This window comes from Nocardia brasiliensis NBRC 14402 (assembly GCF_000308475.2).
In the GTDB taxonomy this organism is placed as follows: Bacteria; Actinomycetota; Actinomycetes; order Mycobacteriales; family Mycobacteriaceae; genus Nocardia; species Nocardia brasiliensis.
In genome coordinates, this window is the sequence record NZ_BAFT02000103.1 from 39,997 (window position 1) to 57,566 (window position 17,570).

16 protein-coding genes are annotated in these 17,570 nt (G+C 69.4%); 9 read left to right on the forward strand and 7 right to left on the reverse strand.

All coding sequences use genetic code 11. The annotated features are described in order from the left end of the window. Positions 1-576 carry a sigma-70 family RNA polymerase sigma factor gene (locus tag TY25_RS34450; RefSeq protein WP_014981827.1) on the reverse strand — a complete coding sequence of 192 codons (576 nt, stop codon included), beginning with the start codon at positions 574-576 and terminating at the stop codon, positions 1-3. Positions 577-939: 363 nt separating this feature from the next. Further along, on the reverse strand, positions 940-1,233 hold the full coding sequence (locus TY25_RS34455) for a WhiB family transcriptional regulator (protein ID WP_014981828.1): 294 nt from the start codon (positions 1,231-1,233) through the stop codon (positions 940-942). A gap of 625 nt (positions 1,234-1,858) precedes the next feature. Here TY25_RS34455 and TY25_RS34460 point away from each other — a divergent pair. The 3 genes from TY25_RS34460 (at position 1,859) to TY25_RS34470 (ending at position 4,520) form a co-directional block, all read left to right on the forward strand. After that, on the forward strand, positions 1,859-2,719 hold the full coding sequence (locus tag TY25_RS34460; protein WP_081869289.1) for a hypothetical protein: 861 nt from the start codon (positions 1,859-1,861) through the stop codon (positions 2,717-2,719). Positions 2,720-2,887: 168 nt separating this feature from the next. Then, on the forward strand, positions 2,888-3,466 hold the full coding sequence (locus tag TY25_RS34465) for a sigma-70 family RNA polymerase sigma factor (protein WP_014981830.1): 579 nt from the start codon (positions 2,888-2,890) through the stop codon (positions 3,464-3,466). Continuing rightward, positions 3,459-4,520: an anti-sigma-D factor RsdA gene (locus tag TY25_RS34470; RefSeq protein ID WP_042263456.1), complete on the forward strand. Its 1,062-nt coding sequence runs from the start codon at positions 3,459-3,461 to the stop codon at positions 4,518-4,520. Before TY25_RS34465 ends, TY25_RS34470 begins: the two co-directional genes overlap by 8 nt. 207 nt (positions 4,521-4,727) lie before the next feature. On the opposite strand, the gene TY25_RS34475 is transcribed toward TY25_RS34470, so the two are convergent. Next, positions 4,728-5,141 carry a DUF5319 domain-containing protein gene (locus tag TY25_RS34475; RefSeq protein WP_011207424.1) on the reverse strand — a complete coding sequence of 138 codons (414 nt, stop codon included), beginning with the start codon at positions 5,139-5,141 and terminating at the stop codon, positions 4,728-4,730. A 293-nt stretch (positions 5,142-5,434) separates the two neighbouring features. On the opposite strand from TY25_RS34475, the gene guaB reads away from it, so the two are divergent. Both guaB and TY25_RS34485 read left to right on the forward strand, forming a co-directional pair. Further along, entirely contained in the window at positions 5,435-6,979 is a 1,545-nt protein-coding gene (gene guaB / locus TY25_RS34480) for an IMP dehydrogenase (RefSeq protein ID WP_081869290.1), read from the forward strand. Positions 6,980-7,260: 281 nt separating this feature from the next. Continuing rightward, positions 7,261-8,415 (forward strand): GuaB3 family IMP dehydrogenase-related protein, encoded by a 1,155-nt coding sequence (locus tag TY25_RS34485; RefSeq protein WP_042263459.1) that lies wholly within the window; start codon positions 7,261-7,263, stop codon positions 8,413-8,415. A 61-nt stretch (positions 8,416-8,476) separates the two neighbouring features. Here the strand turns inward: TY25_RS34485 and TY25_RS34490 are convergent, their stop codons facing one another. After that, on the reverse strand, positions 8,477-9,277 hold the full coding sequence (locus TY25_RS34490) for an alpha/beta fold hydrolase (protein WP_042263462.1): 801 nt from the start codon (positions 9,275-9,277) through the stop codon (positions 8,477-8,479). Positions 9,278-9,649: 372 nt separating this feature from the next. Here TY25_RS34490 and guaA point away from each other — a divergent pair, with 372 nt between their 5' ends. Further along, on the forward strand, positions 9,650-11,227 hold the full coding sequence (guaA, locus tag TY25_RS34495) for a glutamine-hydrolyzing GMP synthase (RefSeq protein WP_042263561.1): 1,578 nt from the start codon (positions 9,650-9,652) through the stop codon (positions 11,225-11,227). Between the two features lie 64 nt (positions 11,228-11,291). On the opposite strand, the gene TY25_RS34500 is transcribed toward guaA, so the two are convergent. Together TY25_RS34500 and TY25_RS34505 are read right to left on the reverse strand one after the other, a co-directional pair. Then, positions 11,292-11,507, reverse strand: coding sequence for a hypothetical protein (locus TY25_RS34500; protein WP_042263463.1), 216 nt, complete (start codon positions 11,505-11,507; stop codon positions 11,292-11,294). Then, the gene (locus tag TY25_RS34505; RefSeq protein ID WP_052383387.1) at positions 11,500-13,080 is read right to left on the reverse strand and encodes a PspC domain-containing protein; all 1,581 of its coding nucleotides are present in this window, start codon (positions 13,078-13,080) and stop codon (positions 11,500-11,502) included. Before TY25_RS34505 ends, TY25_RS34500 begins: the two co-directional genes overlap by 8 nt. A 268-nt stretch (positions 13,081-13,348) precedes the next feature. Here TY25_RS34505 and TY25_RS34510 point away from each other — a divergent pair, with 268 nt between their 5' ends. Together TY25_RS34510 and TY25_RS34515 are read left to right on the forward strand one after the other, a co-directional pair. Continuing rightward, entirely contained in the window at positions 13,349-14,587 is a 1,239-nt protein-coding gene (locus TY25_RS34510) for an ATP-binding protein (protein ID WP_042263564.1), read from the forward strand. Positions 14,588-14,685: 98 nt separating this feature from the next. Continuing rightward, a complete protein-coding gene (locus TY25_RS34515; protein ID WP_014981839.1) occupies positions 14,686-15,321 on the forward strand; it encodes a response regulator in 636 nt (211 codons plus the stop codon). Between the two features lie 58 nt (positions 15,322-15,379). Here TY25_RS34515 and TY25_RS34520 read toward each other — a convergent pair whose 3' ends face one another. Next, positions 15,380-16,501 carry a serine/threonine-protein kinase gene (locus tag TY25_RS34520; RefSeq protein ID WP_042263465.1) on the reverse strand — a complete coding sequence of 374 codons (1,122 nt, stop codon included), beginning with the start codon at positions 16,499-16,501 and terminating at the stop codon, positions 15,380-15,382. Positions 16,502-16,763: 262 nt separating this feature from the next. Here TY25_RS34520 and imuA' point away from each other — a divergent pair, with 262 nt between their 5' ends. Then, positions 16,764-17,552 (forward strand): DnaE2-dependent mutagenesis accessory factor ImuA', encoded by a 789-nt coding sequence (gene imuA' / locus TY25_RS34525; RefSeq protein ID WP_042263467.1) that lies wholly within the window; start codon positions 16,764-16,766, stop codon positions 17,550-17,552. The last annotated feature ends 18 nt before the right edge of the window (positions 17,553-17,570 follow it).

Sequence of the window (17,570 nt, forward strand, 5' to 3'; positions counted from 1 at the left end):
TCACGTCACCCCCAAACTTCTTTTGAGTCGTGTCAATCCGTCCCGAATTCGGGACTTAACGGTCGGTAACCCTACGCCAAGGTAGTGGGCTACCTCCGCATAGGTTCGCCCGCCGTAATAGGCGAGCGAGATGGCTTCTCGCTGGGTCTCGGTCAAGGTCGCGAGGCCGTCGAGGACGGCCTGCTGTTCGAGCCTTCGCTCTACCTCTTCGGTCACTTCGTCGAATTCGTTACCGAGCACCCGGATGCCGTAGGCGACCTCGCGTTGGGTGTGCGCTTGCTCGGCGCGGACCCGGTCGACGGCTCGCCGATGTGCCAGCGTCATCAACCACGTCACGGCCGAGCCCTTGTCGGGGTCGAAGCTGGCGGCGGTGCGCCAGATCTGTAGATAGACCTCTTGGGTCGTCTCCTCGGCGTATCCGGGGTCGTGTAGGACGCGCAGCACCAGACCGAAGACGCGCGCGGACGTCCGGTCGTATAGCTCGGCGAAGGCTTCCTGGTCGGCTTGGCCGCACTTGTCCAGCAAGGCGGCGAGCTCGATACTTTCGGCGGCGCGGGCCGTAACCGCAGAATCCACACCGGGTGGGAAGGCATCTCTTCGGAACGAGTCGCCCTCTGCGGCCGGCTGCCGCGTTGTCACAACGCTCCATTCTGTGTCATCGGTCACCACCGTAGCGGGCCGCTATGACCTCCCTTCGACTGGGGTGTCGGCAAACCGACTGTGGCCCAGCGACTTTGCGGAAAACTTCGACACGCCGGAGCATCTCAAGCTGAGACACGCCGTGACACGCCGAAATCAACTGCGAAACGCAGGGCTCGTCAGGTTATTTGGCTTCTGGCCTTTGGCGCCGGCGGCGCCGCGGTGGTGACCGCATATCGCCTGCCGGTTGTTTGCTAGGGATTCGGCGCGCCGCGCCACATGGATGGGAAAATTTTTCGATCAGACCGCCATGCGGCGGCGATTGCGCCGGGCGTGCATCTCGCGTTCGGTTTCGGACATGCCACCCCAGATGCCGTAGGGCTCGCTGACTTTGAGGGCATGGCTGCGGCACTGCATCAGCACCGGGCAGGCCCGGCAGATCTCTTTGGCGCGCATCTCACGCGCGGTACGGGCGCGGCCACGTTCGCCGTCGGGGTGGAAGAACACGGCGGAGTCCTGCCCACGGCAGGACCCTCGCATCTGCCAATCCCAGACATCGGCGTTCGGCCCGGGGAGGTGGGTGGGCATGGGCATGGTGAACTCCTCGTGGTGCGAGCTCGTCAGCGTTGTCGAGCAGTTGTTCTGCAAAGTTGTAGGCCACGGCGCTGTGTCGGCGAGTGCCCCTGTGCTGCCCGTTGCGGTCGCTGCAATTTCGCGCGGCGCCGACTGTGGCGATGAGCTACGTTAGGTCCAGCCGCGAAATTCCGTCAATAGTTCGGCGCAGCAGTTTTCCAAATCTTAGGCTGCGAAATTTAACCTCTGAGCTGTTTACTTTTCGCATTGGTTCCGGCGATACTGATCGGTTGACCAGAGGCGCATCGGTCGCTGCTGCCTGCGATATGGACACGTTTTCGCAGGTAGAGTGGGGTTTTTGGAGATCTGAACCGTTCAGAGCTGGAGCTGGCCGGTGTGGGGGCGGTCACGATGGCGTCCGGCCGCCGGTGCGGCGTGCGGCGCCGAGATGGCGAAAACGGGGCATCCAGGTAAATTGCGCGAAACGCGTGTGAATAACGATCACGGCCACCGCAGGATTACGGCGATGAGATTTACCTGACGGAAACATGACATAGTCGTCGTAAATGCTGTGCGGTAGCCGGTTGGTTGTTTGCAGTCTTTCTCCCGGTCACTGCGCGGGGTGGGCCCGGTATACAGTTCGGCGGTGTTCGTGCCTGCTCCGCTCGGAGATCCCCGTATCGAGGTCCTCGCCGACGGTGCGTTCGGCGCCCGCCCGGGCCTCGCCGCTGCCGAGTTGCCGACCGCGCCCGGTGCGCTCGCTTCGTGGTATCGAGCGGTGATTCTGGGTGGACAGGGACGTTATGCGGCGGCGCGCGCGGAATTACGAATTATCGGCGGCGCGAGCACGGATCCGGTGTTGCTTTCGCTGGCCGCGAGCACCACGGGTTCGCTGCTGCGCCAGCTCGGCTGGCACGCCCGCGCCGCCGCCTACGACGGTCGCGCGGCCGCGCTGGTCTCGGCGCGAGCGCTGGGAGACCGCGCGGACCCCGCCCACTATCGCTTCCCCGCCGCCGAAGCGATCTGCGACGCACTGACCGGTCTCGCCGCGGACGCGCTCGGCACCGGCCGCCTCGCGCTGTCCTGGCGGCTGCTGCAACGGGTGGACGAACTGCTGCCCGGCGGAGAGCTCGGCTGGCGTCCCGCCCTGCGCAGGCACTGGGTCGGCGCCGAAACGGCGCTTGCCGCAGGCCTTGTCGAGCCGGCGCGGCGCGACGCGGCCGCCGCGCTCGAACTCGCCGAGCACAGTCCCTCGGTGCGGCATCGGGTCAAGTCCCGCCTGCTGGTCGCCGCTGCCGCGGCGGCGGCAAACGAACACGACCGGTCGCGAGAACTCGCCGAACAGGTCGGCGCGCAGTGCCGCGAACACGGCCTGCTGCCGCTGCGCTGGGCGAGCGCGATGCTGCGCGCCGGCCTGTCCGTCCCGGGCGCCACCGCCGAGGCCGAGGACTGCGCGGCGACCATCGTCCGACGTGGCGGGCGGTTCCGTCCGATGACCGTGGGATGAGGTTCGCGCCGGGCGGCCGCGGGGCCGCGCGCAATTCGTGCGCGCATGCGCTCCCAGTTGCCTTGTTCCGCGCGCTGTATCGCTATTGTTAGTTCCGTTCCGCCGCTTCGGTGGAAGCACCGGTCAACACCGACCGTGCCACTTGTAACGCCAGGAATCTCTCTGACGATGACGAACACGGGCGAAGAGTTGGACCTCGCCGTCGCTGCCGCTGCGCAGGGCGACAGATCCGCTTTAGCTCAGGTACTGGAGATGATCCGCCCGCTGGTGGTGCGCTACTGCCGCGCGCGGATCGGAGCCGCGGAGCGTGGGCAGCTCTCCGCGGACGACGTTGCGCAGGAGGTCTGTTTGGCCGTGATGACCGCCTTGCCCAGGTATCAAGACCAGGGCAGGCCCTTCATGGCCTTCGTTTACGGAATCGCTTCGCACAAGGTCGCCGACGCCCATCGCAACGCCGCCCGTAACAAGGCGGAGGCGATGGCCGAAGTACCAGATGTCATATCCACCGACCATGGTCCGGAACAACGCGCTCTCGAATCGGAGACGAGCAGGCAGATGAACCGTCTGCTCGCGACACTCCCCGAGAAACATCGAGAGATCTTGATCCTGCGATTGGTCATGGGTTTGTCAGCCGAAGAAACCGCAGTCGCCATGGGCAGTACGGCGGGCGCGATACGAGTGGCTCAGCACAGGGCACTCGCGAAACTCAAGTCTCAAGTGGCGAGGGCAGGTGAAATGTATGGCTAGGGATGGCGGGCGCGGTCGGGGCGACTGGAAAGCGCGGCTTGGATCGCGAAACAGCGGTCCCTACGCCGACGCGTCAGGGGACACCGGCCCGGTCGACATCGCCGCGGTACGCCGCGACGATGTGCTGATCGATGCCATCGCAAGCGATGGCCAGGTGCGCACCGACAGCGCGGAGGAGTATCAGCTCGCGGCTTTGCTCGCGGACTGGCGCGCGGAGCTCATCGCTCCGCCGATGGCCGACGCACCCGATCTGGATGCGATCGTGGCCGCGGTCAATCAGGAGATCGGTGCGCGTCAGGTACAGATAAGGGGCCAGGGCAGCAGCCGACTACGGCTGGTCCGCCCACTCCTCGGGGCCGCGGCGGCACTCGCCCTGGTCTTCGGCGGTATGACGGCGTTCTCCTACAACGCCGAGCCGGATGATCCGCTGTGGCGGCTCAAAGAGGTCGTGTTCAGTGAGCAGGCGCAGAGCACCGTGGTGCAGCGCACCGACAGCGATCTGAGCGAGGCAGGCAAGCTGGTCAAGCAGGATCCCGTTGCGGCCAAGCAGCGCTTGGCGGCGGCCAAGGAGAATGCCGGGCAGATCAGCGACCCCAAGAAGCACACCGAGGCGATGGAGGAGTGGAACCGGCTCGTCGCCGAGTTGGCCAAGGTGCGTCAGGACCTGGCCGACCAGCTGAACAACGGCACGTCGGATCCGGTCACGCCGTCGCCGAGTAGTGGGGTCAAGCCCACGAAGCCGGTGCCGCCGGTGCAGACCACGCCGGACCCCTCGATCCTGCAGACGAAGCCGGGCGATCCGTCGGACAAGCCGACCGAACCCACCGAGCCGACCGACGACAAACCGACCACGCCGCCGGTGACCACGCCGCCGCCGACCGTCGAGCCGACCACCCAGCCTGCGACACCCACCACGGTGTCCGGGCCCACGGTGGTCGAGCCGACCGGCGATTCGAACGGTGCGCCGACCCAGCCGGTGACCAAGCCGCCGACGGGCAACTCGGGGCCGACGTTCGCCGTGCCGTCCGGGGCAGGTTTGCCCAGCACCAGCTGACTAGGTCGCAGCACAAACGAACAAGACATGAACCGATTGCCGAACGGCGGTCGGTTTTCTGTCTTTTCGGGGCTGCCCGACCGGGTTGTCGCGGGGGCTGCGCGGCGAAGATCTATGCGGCGAAAATCACAGCGCCACTGGGCGCTGTAGCGCGGGTCCGAGCCCTCGGACGCGGCACGGGTGGGACGAAGCGCGGTAGCGAAACGCTCAGCTGTCGAAACCGTCGAAGCCGTCGCCGTGGAACGCCTCGTTCATCGAGGCATCCGCGTAGCCCCGGCAGTAATCCCAGGTGACGTACGCTTCCGGCGTCGGGTCGTAGGCGGGCTCGTGCGGGCGCACCGTGCCGTCCACCAGTAGCTGAAGCAGGTTGGCGCGCAACATGTCCCAGTCGTGGTAGTGGTCCTGCCGACAGTCTTCGCAGCTGACCACGAGTCCGCGGATACCGCGGTGCGCTAGTAGTGCCTCGTAGACGGCGAGATCAGCGAGATCCTCCTCGACCGCGAGGCGCTCGTGGGGATCCAGCGGCTCACCGGGCTCGATGGCATCGAGCGCGGCGGACGGGTCGGAGGGGTCTCCGGCGAAGGGATCCGGCGGCAAGCCAGGTGGTAGATGGTCACGCACATCCCCACGGTACGCAGAACAGGGTGGTCTGCGCCAGCGATGTGGGCCGCAAGTTTCGCCGGTACCCACCCGTCACCGGTCCGCGCCGTCGCCCCGTGCCCGGGCGTTTCGCGTCGGCCGCGCCGCCCGGTGGGCTCACTTGGTCGGTGGGTTTGCGGGACAGATACCATGGTGTCAGGCTCCGGCGAGCACCCGACACGATATCCGGAGCCACCAGTCCATCCCATCAGCTGCGCACGACGCCGGTGACCCCGGCGCCGCTCGCTGTCGACGTCCAGGAGGGGTCGATCCGAATGAGTAATCCCGTATCGGGCGAACGCACTGCTGTCCGCCCATCTACGGGTGGTGACGATCCGCACAAGATCGCCATGCTCGGCCTCACATTCGACGATGTGTTGTTGTTGCCAGCCGCCTCGGATCTCATCCCCAGTTCTGTGGAGACGTCCAGCCAGCTGACCAGGGAGATCCGGTTGCGGACCCCGCTGGTGAGCTCGGCGATGGACACGGTGACCGAGGCGCGGATGGCCATTTCGATGGCCCGCGCCGGCGGCATGGGCGTGTTGCACCGCAACCTCGCAGCAGCCGATCAGGCCGCGCAGGTGGAGACGGTGAAGCGGTCCGAGGCGGGCATGGTGACCGATCCGGTGACCTGCCGTCCGTCGGACACCCTCGCCGAGGTCGATGCCATGTGCGCCCGGTTCCGCATCTCCGGCCTGCCGGTGGTGGACGAGACCGGTTCCCTTGTGGGCATCATCACCAATCGCGACATGCGGTTCGAGGTCGATCAGAACCGTCGGGTCGAAGAGGTGATGACCAAGGCGCCGTTGATCACCGCGCAGGAGGGCGTCACCGCCGAGGCGGCGCTCGGCCTGCTGCGCCGGCACAAGATCGAGAAGCTGCCCATCGTGGACGGCAACGGCAGGCTGCGCGGCCTCATCACGGTCAAGGACTTCGTCAAGACCGATCAGTACCCGAACGCCACCAAGGACCGCGACGGCCGCCTGCTGGTCGGCGCCGCGGTCGGCGTGGGCGAGGACGCCTGGTCGCGCGCGATGACGCTGGCCGACGCGGGCGTGGACGTGCTCATCGTCGACACCGCGCACGGCCATCAGGCGCAGGTGCTGCAGATGGTCACCAAGGTCAAGGCCGAGGTCGGCGACCGGATCCAGGTCGTCGGCGGCAACGTGGCCACCCGGGCCGGTGCGGCCGCGCTGGTCGAGGCGGGCGCGGACGCGGTGAAGGTCGGCGTCGGTCCCGGCTCCATCTGCACCACCCGCGTGGTCGCCGGTGTCGGCGCACCGCAGATCACCGCGATCCTCGAGGCCGTGGCCGCGTGCAAGCCCGCCGGTGTGCCGGTGATCGCCGACGGTGGCATCCAGTTCTCCGGCGATATCGCCAAGGCCATCGCGGCGGGCGCGTCCACCGTGATGCTGGGCTCACTGCTCGCGGGCACCGCCGAATCGCCGGGTGAGCTGATCCTGGTGGGCGGCAAGCAGTTCAAGAGCTACCGCGGCATGGGCTCGCTCGGCGCGATGCAGGGCCGGGGCCAGGCGAAGTCCTTCTCGAAGGACCGCTACTTCCAGGACGACGTGCTCGCCGAGGACAAGCTGGTGCCCGAGGGCATCGAGGGCCGGGTGCCCTTCCGCGGGCCGGTGAACCAGGTCATCCACCAGCTCGTCGGCGGTCTGCGCGCGGCCATGGGTTACACCGGCTCGCAGTCCATCGCGCATCTGCAGGACGCGCAGTTCGTGCAGATCACCGCGGCGGGTCTGAAGGAGAGCCACCCGCACGACATCACGATGACCGTCGAGGCCCCCAACTACACCGGCCGCGGCTAGCGGAGGTAGGAACCCGGCGGTGCGCTGCCGGGCGAACAGCGGGTGCGGTGGCGCGTCCGGACCCCGATGACGGGCCCGGCGGGCCGTGTCCGCGCGGCCGCTGACCTGGCTGCGACTAGCCTGGGGCCGCGACCTCCGGTCAGGACAAGGTCACCACAGCGCGAGTCTCACGAGCGCCGTTCGTGGCCCGTCTCGCGCGCGAGTCTCGACGGCTCGCGCGCAAGTCACGAGGGGGCCACGAACACGCCGCGCCCGCGCGGCCGATAGATAGGAGTACAAACGTGCGCGACATGGTCGAGATCGGCATGGGCCGGACCGCCCGGCGTACCTACGAGCTGGACGATATCGATATCGTCCCCTCGCGCCGGACCCGCTCGTCGAAGCAGGTGTCGCTGTCCTGGCAGCTCGACGCCTACCGTTTCGAGATCCCGTTCCTCGCGCACCCGACCGATGCGCTGGTGTCGCCGGAGTTCGCCATCGAACTCGGCCGCCTCGGCGGACTCGGTGTCATCAACGGCGAGGGCCTGTGGGCCAGGCACGCGGACGTCGCCGCGAAGATCGAGCAACTGCTCGAACTGGTCGGCAAGGGCGGCTACGAGCGGGCCGTCTCGCTGCTGCAGGAGCTGCACGCCGCGCCGATGCAGCCGGAGCTGCTCGCGGCCGCGGTCGCACAGGTGCGGGCGGCGGGGGTGACCGTCGCGGTGCGGGTGAGCCCGCAGAACGCGCGCGCGTTGACGCCCGCCCTGGTGCAGGCCGGGGTCGACCTGCTGGTCGTGCACGGCACCATCATCTCCGCCGAACACGTCGGCGACGGTGAACCGTTGAACCTCAAGACCTTCATCGCCGAGCTGGACGTGCCCGTGGTGGCGGGCGGCGTGAGCGATCACCGGACCGCGCTGCACCTGATGCGCACCGGCGCGGCGGGCGTCATCGTCGGCTACGGCTCGTTCCCCGGCGCGACCACCACCCGCGAGGTGCTCGGTATCGGCGTGCCGATGGCCACTGCGATCGCCGACGCCGCGGCCGCGCGCCGCGACTATCTGGACGAGACCGGCGGCCGGTACGTGCACGTCATCGCCGACGGCGATATCGAGACCTCCGGTCAGCTGGCCAAGGCGATCGCCTGCGGCGCGGACGCCGCGATGCTCGGGGTGCCGCTCGCGGTGGCCGCCGAGGCGCCCGGCCGCGGCTGGTACTGGCCCTCGGCCGCCGCGCACCCCTCGGTGCCCCGTGGTTCGCTGCTCGGCGTCGAATGGGACCAGGAGGAGGGTTCCGGCGATGCGGTGCGCCCCAGCCTGGAGCAGGTGCTGTTCGGACCCTCCGACGACCCGTTCGGCTCGCTGAATCTCGTTGGCGGCCTGCGCCGTTCGATGGCCAAGGCGGGCTATTCCGACCTCAAGGAGTTCCAGAAGGTCGGCCTCAGCGTCCGCGGCTGATTGCCCGGGCGTCCGCTGCTGAGCGCACGGCGTCGCGAAATCCGCGCTCGCCGCGACCGTTTCAGCGGGCGATGCTCGGGACGACGCGTTCGCGCAGGAAGCGGCGCATCGCGGTGTTCACTGGATCGGGATGGGTCATGGTGACCGCGAGCCGCGCGCCCGCGATCTCGACGTAGGTCGAGCCGGTGAGGCCGTGCGTCAGCTGCCTGGCCCGGTCGGGCGGGATGCCGCTGTCGGTGGCGTGGATCACCAAGGCGGGACAGGTGATTTCGGACAGCCGCTCCAGCACGGAGTCCCGGCTGAGCAGACAGCCCGCCGCCACCTCGATACCGCGGCAGTCGCGCAGCAGCCAGCGGGTGGTCCAGATGGTGCGGTACCAGTTGTCGTTGCCGATCAGCCAGGACGCGAGCTGGTGCGCCGCCTGCTGGCGCGAGCCGTCGTCGTACCACTCCTCGAGGAACTTCTGGGTGGCGTCGGACTGTTCGGGGGTCGGGCCGTTCGCCTCGGTGCTGATCAGGATCAGCGCCGAGACCCGTTCCGGCGCGATGAGCGCGGTCCGCAGGGCGGTGAAGCCGCCCTGCGCGGTGCCGCCGACCACGGCCCGTTCGGCGCCGACGTGGTCGAGCACGGTGAGCGCGTCGCGGGCCGCGGTCCAGTAGGTGAACGGCAAGCCCTCGTCCCTGGTGCGGCCGTGGCCGCGGGCATCCCACGAGACGATCCGGAATTCCGGTGCCAGCGCGGCCATCTGAGCCGCGAACATGGTCCGGTCCATGAAGAATTCGTGTGCTAGCAGCACCACCGGGCCGCTCCCGCCGCTGTCCTCGTAGTGGATGTCGGCGTCGATCGCGCGGGCGAATGGCACTGCACGAGGATAGCCAGCGGGGCACCGGCTCGCGGGCCGATTTGCTGGGTCGCCCGATTACTTGCTGGAGTTCGTGGGCGCGACGAGTTCCGAAATCGCCCGCGCCGACCGGTCCGTCAAGGCCGCGACCTCGATCGCTGGACTTCGTTGCGGGGCGGGCGGGTTCGGCGCCGCGGCGCTGGAGATCGGGCACCGCGGCCGCGTGTCGGCGGTGCCGACAGTTCGCTCGGCCGTGCCTTCGCTGCGTGGATGCTCGTCGTGCCGCCCGCGGCGGCTGCCGCCCGCGTACTACCGTGACGGCCTCGTCGGTGCTGGTAGCGGCACCGCGGTGCCGATGATTCGCTCGTTCGGCGCGCTCACTAAACTGTGCCGGTGGCGCAAACACAGAGACCGGTCCTCGTCGTCGACTTCGGCGCGCAGTACGCACAGCTGATCGCTCGGCGGGTCCGCGAATCGAGTGTGTTCTCCGAGGTGATCCCGCACACCACCACGGTGGCGGAGATCGCCGAGCGCCAGCCCCTCGCGGTGATCCTGTCCGGCGGTCCGGCCAGCGTGTATGCCGAGGGCGCACCGCAATTGGACGCGCGACTGTTCGATCTGGGCCTGCCGGTGTTCGGCATCTGCTACGGCTTCCAGGCGATGGCGCAGGCGCTCGGCGGCACGGTCGCGCACACCGGCACCCGCGAATACGGCCGCACCGAACTCAATATCGACGGCGGCGTGCTGCACGGCGGCCTGCCCACCATTCAGCCGGTGTGGATGAGCCACGGCGACGCGGTGACCGATGCCCCCGAGGGCTTCGAGGTCACCGGCACCACCGCGGGCGCGCCGGTCGCCGCGTTCGAGGATCGGGCCCGCCGCCTGGCCGGTGTGCAGTACCACCCCGAGGTGCTGCATTCGCCGCACGGCCAGCAGGTGCTCAGCCGCTTCCTGCACGAGATCGCGGGCATCCCGGGCACCTGGACGCCCGCCAATATCGCCGAATCGCTGGTCGCCGGGGTGCGGGAGCAGATCGGCACCGGGCACGCGATCTGCGGTCTGTCCGGCGGTGTCGATTCCGCGGTTGCCGCCGCGCTGGTGCAGCGCGCCATCGGGGACCGGTTGACCTGTGTGTTCGTCGACCACGGCCTGTTGCGCGCGGGCGAGCGCGAGCAGGTGCAGCAGGATTTCGTCGCCGCCACCGGGGCCAAGTTGGTCACCGTCGACGCGGTCGACAAGTTCCTCGGCGAGTTGAAGGGCGTCACCGACCCCGAGGAGAAGCGCAAGATCATCGGACGCGAGTTCATCCGTTCGTTCGAGGACGCGGTGTCCGAGGTCGTGCTCGAGCAGGGCACGGACGCCGCGGACACCGGCTCGAAGGTCGAATTCCTCGTGCAGGGCACGCTGTACCCGGATGTGGTGGAGTCCGGCGGCGGCACCGGCACCGCGAACATCAAGAGCCATCACAATGTCGGCGGCCTGCCCGACGACCTGGAATTCGAACTGGTCGAGCCGTTGCGCCTGCTGTTCAAGGACGAGGTGCGCGCGGTCGGTCGTGAGCTCGGCCTGCCGGAGGAGATCGTCGGCCGGCAGCCGTTCCCCGGCCCCGGCCTGGCCATCCGGATCGTCGGCGAGGTGACCCCCGATCGGCTGGCCACGCTGCGCCAGGCCGATGCCATCGCGCGGGAGGAACTCACCGCCGCCGGGCTCGACAAGCAGATCTGGCAGTGCCCGGTGGTGCTGCTCGCGGATGTGCGCAGCGTCGGCGTGCAGGGCGACGGCCGCACCTACGGTCACCCGATCGTGCTGCGCCCGGTCTCCAGCGAGGACGCGATGACCGCCGACTGGACCCGGCTGCCCTACGAGGTGCTGGAGCGGATCTCCACCCGGATCACCAACGAGGTGCCGGAGGTCAACCGGGTCGTCCTCGATGTGACCAGCAAGCCGCCGGGCACCATCGAATGGGAGTGATCCGGCACTGAGCCGACGGCAAAGGCCCCGTCCCTTCGGACGGGGCCTTTCGTGTGTTGTGTGCTCAGCGTCGTTTGCGTGGGGAGACCACCAGCACCACGCCGACGACGATGGCGGCGAGCACCACGATCCAGCCCAGCGGCACCCCGCTGGTCTTCGACCACGACTCGGGGCCGATGAAGGCCCAGGCGCTCACCCCGAGGGCCAGCAGGCCGACGATGAGCAGCGAGGCGGACGGGCCGCGCTTGGTGTCGGTCTCGTTGTATGAATTGTCAGCCACGTTGCACCGCCATCGAGCCGGCCCGGACGTCGACCTGCAGGTCGAGCACGGGGGTGTCGGGTGTATTCGGTCCGGTGACGCCGTTGACGCAATCACCCATCGCCACATTGCAATTGGTGCGCACCGTCATGCCGGCGGGCACCAGCACCTGGAAGTCGCCCATGCGGACATTGATGTCGACGGTGCGATTCGCGGTGAGATTCAGCGACCGCAGGTCGAGTTTGCCCGCGCCCATGTTGATCCGGTATTTCGCGTCCAACTGGTCGATCGAGGTCGGGGTCCAGACGTGTTCGCCCATCGCGGCGCGATCGAGTTCGACCGGGCCGATCGCCGAGGCGAGCAGGACGAAGCCGGCCAGCGGGGCGGTCAGCACCAGCAGTCCGTAGCCGCGGCGCAGGAAGGCGCCGAGCACCAGGCCCAGGCCGACCACCGCCAGCGCCACCGCCGCGATCCGGCCGGGCGTCATCCATTCGACGCCGGAGGCGGCCAGCGCACCGGCGCCCGCGGCCGCCAGGATGGCGAGGCCGATCACCACCGGGGTCAGTCGGGAGCGCGGGCGTTTCGGCGGGGGCGCGACCACGGTGCGGACCGGGGTCGGTTCGGGCAGGTCCCAGGCGAGCGGCGCGACGCCGAGCGGATCCCAGGACGGCGGAGCCGGGCGGTCGAGCGTCGCGGATCTGCTTGCACCGGAAGGCGTTCCGGTGTCGAACCGTTCGGCGGGAGCGTCCTTGCGCAGTGCGGGCGCGGGGTCGGGGACGATCTCGGCGTCCTGGATGTCGTCGGCGGACTCGGCCGGCGCGTTCCGCTTGTCCAGCGCGGCGGTGCTGTCTGCGCCGGGCGTAGCGGGCTTTTCGAGGTCGATGATCGTCGTGGACTGCTCGTCCACCCGCAGCACGGCGGTGGGCGCTTCGGCGGCGACGGGCGAATCCGGTTGCGGCGATGCGGTTTCGGGAGCGGGGGCGTCCGGGACGTAGGCGTCCGGCAGCTTGGTGTACGGGGTGTACACGCTGGTCGGCGGGACGTACATGGCTCCGGCGGTGCGCGGGGCGCCCGGCGGGAAGGTGGCGCCGGGGTACCCGGTGGCGGTGATGCCGTCGTCGGTCATCAACCCGCTGAACTCACTGGTGGTGCCGGGCGGTGCCGCGGGGTTGCGCAGATGCAGCATCCACCAGCCCGCCAGCATCAGCGCGAGGCTGATCAGCCCCGAGCCGCCGAGGCCGACCCCGACCGGACCCATCGTGCTCACCGCGATGGCGAGCGCGACGATCAACACGATCGTCTTGGTCTGCGACTGGGAACTGTGGCCCTTCCCCACCAGCGACTCGGCCGCCGATGCCTGATCCCCGGCCTCGCTGCACAGTAGCCAGGCGAGCAGGTACAGGACGACGCCTGCGCCACCGAAGATGGCCGACACCACGAACGCCACGCGAACGAGCACCGGGTCGACGTTGTACCGCCGGCCGAACCCGGCCGCGACGCCGGCGATCGGTCCCTGTCGAGGCAGCCGCACCGGCCGCGTGCGCCACATGTGCTGGAGCTGGTCCCCGAAGCTCGTTTTCGTCATGGTTCCCATACTGTGCCTGACCAGCGCATCCGCACATCGGGGGGAACCCTGAATAATTCCCCCCATCCTTTGGACCGGCCGGTCAGCGGCGGGTGGGCGCGAAGATCAGGGTGATTCCTGATAGCTAGCTGCCGGGGCGCGTGTCACTATCGAAGACATGTACCCGTCTGCGCCCTCGTTCGACACCAGGGGGTTCGAAGCCACGCGGGGGTTCGATCCTGTGCGCGGTTTCGGCCCGGCGCCGGTGTTCGACCCCGGGCGCGCGCCGCATGCGCGGATGGTCCGGCGCTCGGGCGGCCGGATCGTCGGCGGGGTGGCGGGCGGCATCGCCGATCACCTCGGCATCGACGTGTTCAAGGTACGCATCGCCTTCGTGCTGCTGTCCGCGTTCGGCGCGGGCATCGTCACCTACGGGTTGCTGTGGATCTTCACCCCCGGTGGCAACGATGTGGTGAAGGCCTCCGGTTCGGAGCGGCGGCAGGCGATCGGCCTGGCCCTGCTCGGGCTCGCGCTCGCGGTCGGGGTGTCCTGGCTGTTCAGCGGGACCGCGGCGAGCGTGATCGTGCCGATCATCGTGGTGGCCATCGGCGCGGCGCTGGTCTGGCGCGAGTACGACGCCGACGGTCCCCGCTCGCTGCTCGGCCTGCCCGCTCGTCCCTCGGTGGTGACCTGGGCGCGCATCGTCGCGGGCGGCACGCTGATCGTGGCGGGGCTCGGCGTGGTGGTGCTGGCCCGGATCGATCTGAGCTCGCTCGGGTCCGCGCTCGTCGCGGTGGCGGTCACCCTGGTCGGGGCGGCGCTGCTGACGGTGCCGCTCTGGCTGCGCATGATGCGGGCGTTGAACGCCGAGCGCGCGGCGCGCATCCGCAACGAGGAACGCGAGGAGATCGCCTCGCACCTGCACGATTCGGTTTTGCAGACGCTGGCCCTGATCCAGCGTCAGGCCGACGACCCGCAGGAGGTGGCGCGGCTGGCGCGCAGCCAGGAGCGCGAACTGCGCAAGTGGTTGTTCGAGGACGCCGGGCCCGCGCAGTCGAGTCTGGCCGCCGCGCTGCGCACCATCGCGGGCGAAGTGGAGGACCAGCACGGTGTGAAGGTCGCCCCGGTGACCGTCGGCGACGTCTCGATGGATCTCGGTGACACCGGATCCGGCCTGCCCAAGGAGCATTTCACCGCGCTGCTCGGCGCCAGCCGGGAGGCGCTGGTCAACGCCGCGAAGCACGCGGGCGTCCCGGAGATCGACCTCTTCGCCGAGACCGAACCCCATCAGGTGAGCATCTTCGTGCGCGACCGCGGCACCGGTTTCGATGCCGCGGCGGTACCGCAGGACCGGCAGGGGCTGGCGAAATCCATTCGCGGCCGCATCGAACGCCGCGGTGGTCAAGTGGAGATCCTGTCCCATCCGGGACGCGGCACCGAGGTACGAATCTTCATGCCGCGCACGGATTCCGGTGGCCCGGAGGACGCCGCCGACGAGCAGGCGGCCGAGGCCGAAGTCCGGCAACCCGTGCCATGATGATTTTTCATTAGACTCAGCGTGCGGCCGGTGGCCCGCGGCGACAGCGCGGTGGCTTTCATGTCCGGCGGAGTACGCGGAGAGGCGGATAGGTGACCGTGCGAGTCTTTCTCGTCGACGATCACGCAGTGTTCCGGTCGGGTGTGCGGGCGGAGTTGAGCAGAGAAACCGACATGGAAGTGGTCGGTGAGGCGGGCGGGGTGGCCGAGGCGATCGCCGGGATCAACACGGCGAAACCGGATGTGGTGCTGCTCGACGTGCACATGCCCGACGGCGGCGGCGTCGCGGTGCTCGGCGGTATCGAGGACGGGCCGGTGTGCCTGGCCCTGAGCGTCTCCGACGCCGCCGAAGACGTGATCGCGGTGATCCGGGCAGGCGCCAGAGGCTATGTGACCAAGACGATTTCGGGCGCCGAACTGGCCGACGGCATCCGGCGGGTGGCTGGTGGCGACGCCGTGTTCAGCCCGCGTCTGGCGGGTTTCGTGCTCGACTCGTTCACCGGTAAGTCACCGGTTCCGGAACCGCCGCTGGATCCGGAACTGGATTCGCTGACCCCGCGGGAACTCGAGGTGCTGCGCCTGCTCGCGCGCGGCTACACCTATCGGGAGATCGCCGAAAACCTGTTCATCTCGGTGAAAACCGTGGAGACGCACGCCTCCAACGTGCTGCGCAAAACCCAGCAGTCCAATCGCAATGCGCTCACCCGCTGGGCGCATCGGCGCCGCATCGACTGAGTTCGCCGCGCGCGAACTCCTCGTCCGCTCGGGGCAGGTTGGCTTGCGGGAGAGGTGCTTACATCACCGCGACGATGATCGCGATGATGATGATCAGGCCGATCAGCAGGCCGACGGCGATGGCCAGGGGAGCGCTGCTCGGCTGCGGGGCCTTCGTGCGCTGCGGGGCGGGGGCCGCCGCGGTGCTCGCGGGGGTGCGGTGCGGGCGGGGTAACGGGGTGGAGTGCGGGCTGCGTAAGCCGGAGGCCGAATTGCGGGCCGCCCACGCCGGAATCGTGCCGTCCTCGGTGCGCACCGGTGCGCCGAGAATGTACGGACCGGTGCCGGGACCGAAAGCGGCGGTGAGGATTTCGTCTCTGGCCTCGGCCATCGTCGGCCGTCGCTGCGGGGCGGGCTCCATCATGTGCAGCAGCGCCTCGGTGAGCATGCCGCTGCGGGTGGGCGGGATGATCTGCGCCATGGCCGCGCGGGTCACCACGACGTCCTGGTCCTCGTCGAAACCGAACGGCGGCTGCCCCTCGATCGCGGTGTAGAGCGTGGCGCCGAGGGAGAACACGTCGCTGGCCTTGGTCGGCTGGGCGCCGCGCGCCACCTCCGGCGGCAGGTAGGCGGGGGTGCCGGTGATCACGCCGTCGGGTTCGTCGGAGTGCTCGCCCGCGCCGCGCGAGATACCGAAGTCGCTGAGCTTGGCCATGCCGACGATCGGACCGCGGTCGGCGACAAGGATGTTGCCGGGCTTGATGGCCCGGTGCACGATGCCCGCCGCGTGTGCCGCGGCCAACGCGTCGGCCACCTGCGCGCCGATCTGCGCCACCTCGATCGGGGGGAGGGTCTCGACCAGCGCGAGCGCCTTGGCGACGCTGCGGGAAGGCAGGTGTTCCATCACCAGCCACGGTTCGCCGGCCTCCAGCACCACGTCGTAGACGGCGATCGCGTGCTCGTGCGAGAGCTTGGCGGCGACCCGGCCCTCGTGCATGATCTGGCTGCGGATCTCGTTGGCCTCTTGCTCGTCGAGCCCGGCCGTCGAGATGACCTGCTTGATCGCGACATCCCGATCGAGCAGCCGGTCGTGCGCGAGCCAGACCGCGCCCATGCCACCCCCGCCCGCCTTCGACTGCAGCCGGTAGCGGCCGGCGACGAGGTAGTCGGGGCCGACGATGGGACGAGCGCGTTCGGTCACGGGTGCGAGGGTAGCGGAAAATGGGCTTAGCTGGCCTGATTCGTGGCGACACCGCATGCCGCCGTCGCACCCGCATAACGACCGGGTTGAGCGGCCGTCGTTGTACAACGGCCGCGTTTCGAAATCGCCGCCCACGGGTGCGCCCTCTTGACGGAACCCGGGGGTCGGTTTCTACTGAGCAGGTATCGAACGTATATTCGATTACGGATCGATAGCTGAGTCGGTGCCGACCCGGGTCCATCGTGGGAAGTAGGTGGTAGGGATGGGTTCGGATGCGCGAACGCAGGAGGGGGCACAACCGCGGGGCTCGTCGCCGTCGGCCGGTCGAGAGACCCGGCCGACCTTGGCTGAGCTGCGCAGAAAGATGGCGGCCATCCCCGGGCGCGGAGCGGCGGCGGTCGAGCGGGTACCGGCGCAGGCGCGGTTGCGCCGGGAGGTGCTCGCGGTGCCGCCGCCGCTCGCCGAGTTGTTGCCGGACGGTGGGCTGGTCAAAGGTTCCGTCGTGTCCTACACCGGGGCGCGTTCGCTGCTCGCCGGGCTGGTCGCCGCGGTGACCGGAGCCGGCGGCCATGCCGCGGTGGTCGGGGTGCCGCGGCTCGGCCTGCTCGCCGCGGCGGAGATGGGCGCCCAGCTGGAGCGGCTCGCCGTGATCGCCGACCCGGGCCAGGACCCGGTGGAGGTGGCCGCCGTCCTGCTCGACGGTCTCGACCTGGTCGTGCTCGGCCTGAGCGGCGCGGCAGTGCCGCCCGCCCGCACCAGGGTGATCGCCGCCCGCGCCCGCAACAAGGGCTCGACCCTGGTGGTCACCGACGGTCGCTGGCCCGGTCCCACGCTGCGGCTCGACGCGCGCGTCGCCGGTTACGCGGGGCTCGGCCGGGGCCGGGGACGCCTGCGCGCCCTCGGCTTGGAGGTGGAGGTGCGCGGTAAGGAGGGGCAGCCCCGGCGCGGCAGGCTCGACCTGTGTTCGCGGGCGGGCCGGGTCGAATGGGTCCGGCACGAGACGAACCGGCGGGCCGTGCCGGTGCTCGACGCCGGCGAAGCAGCCTCGTGAGGAACCCGACCCCCGTGC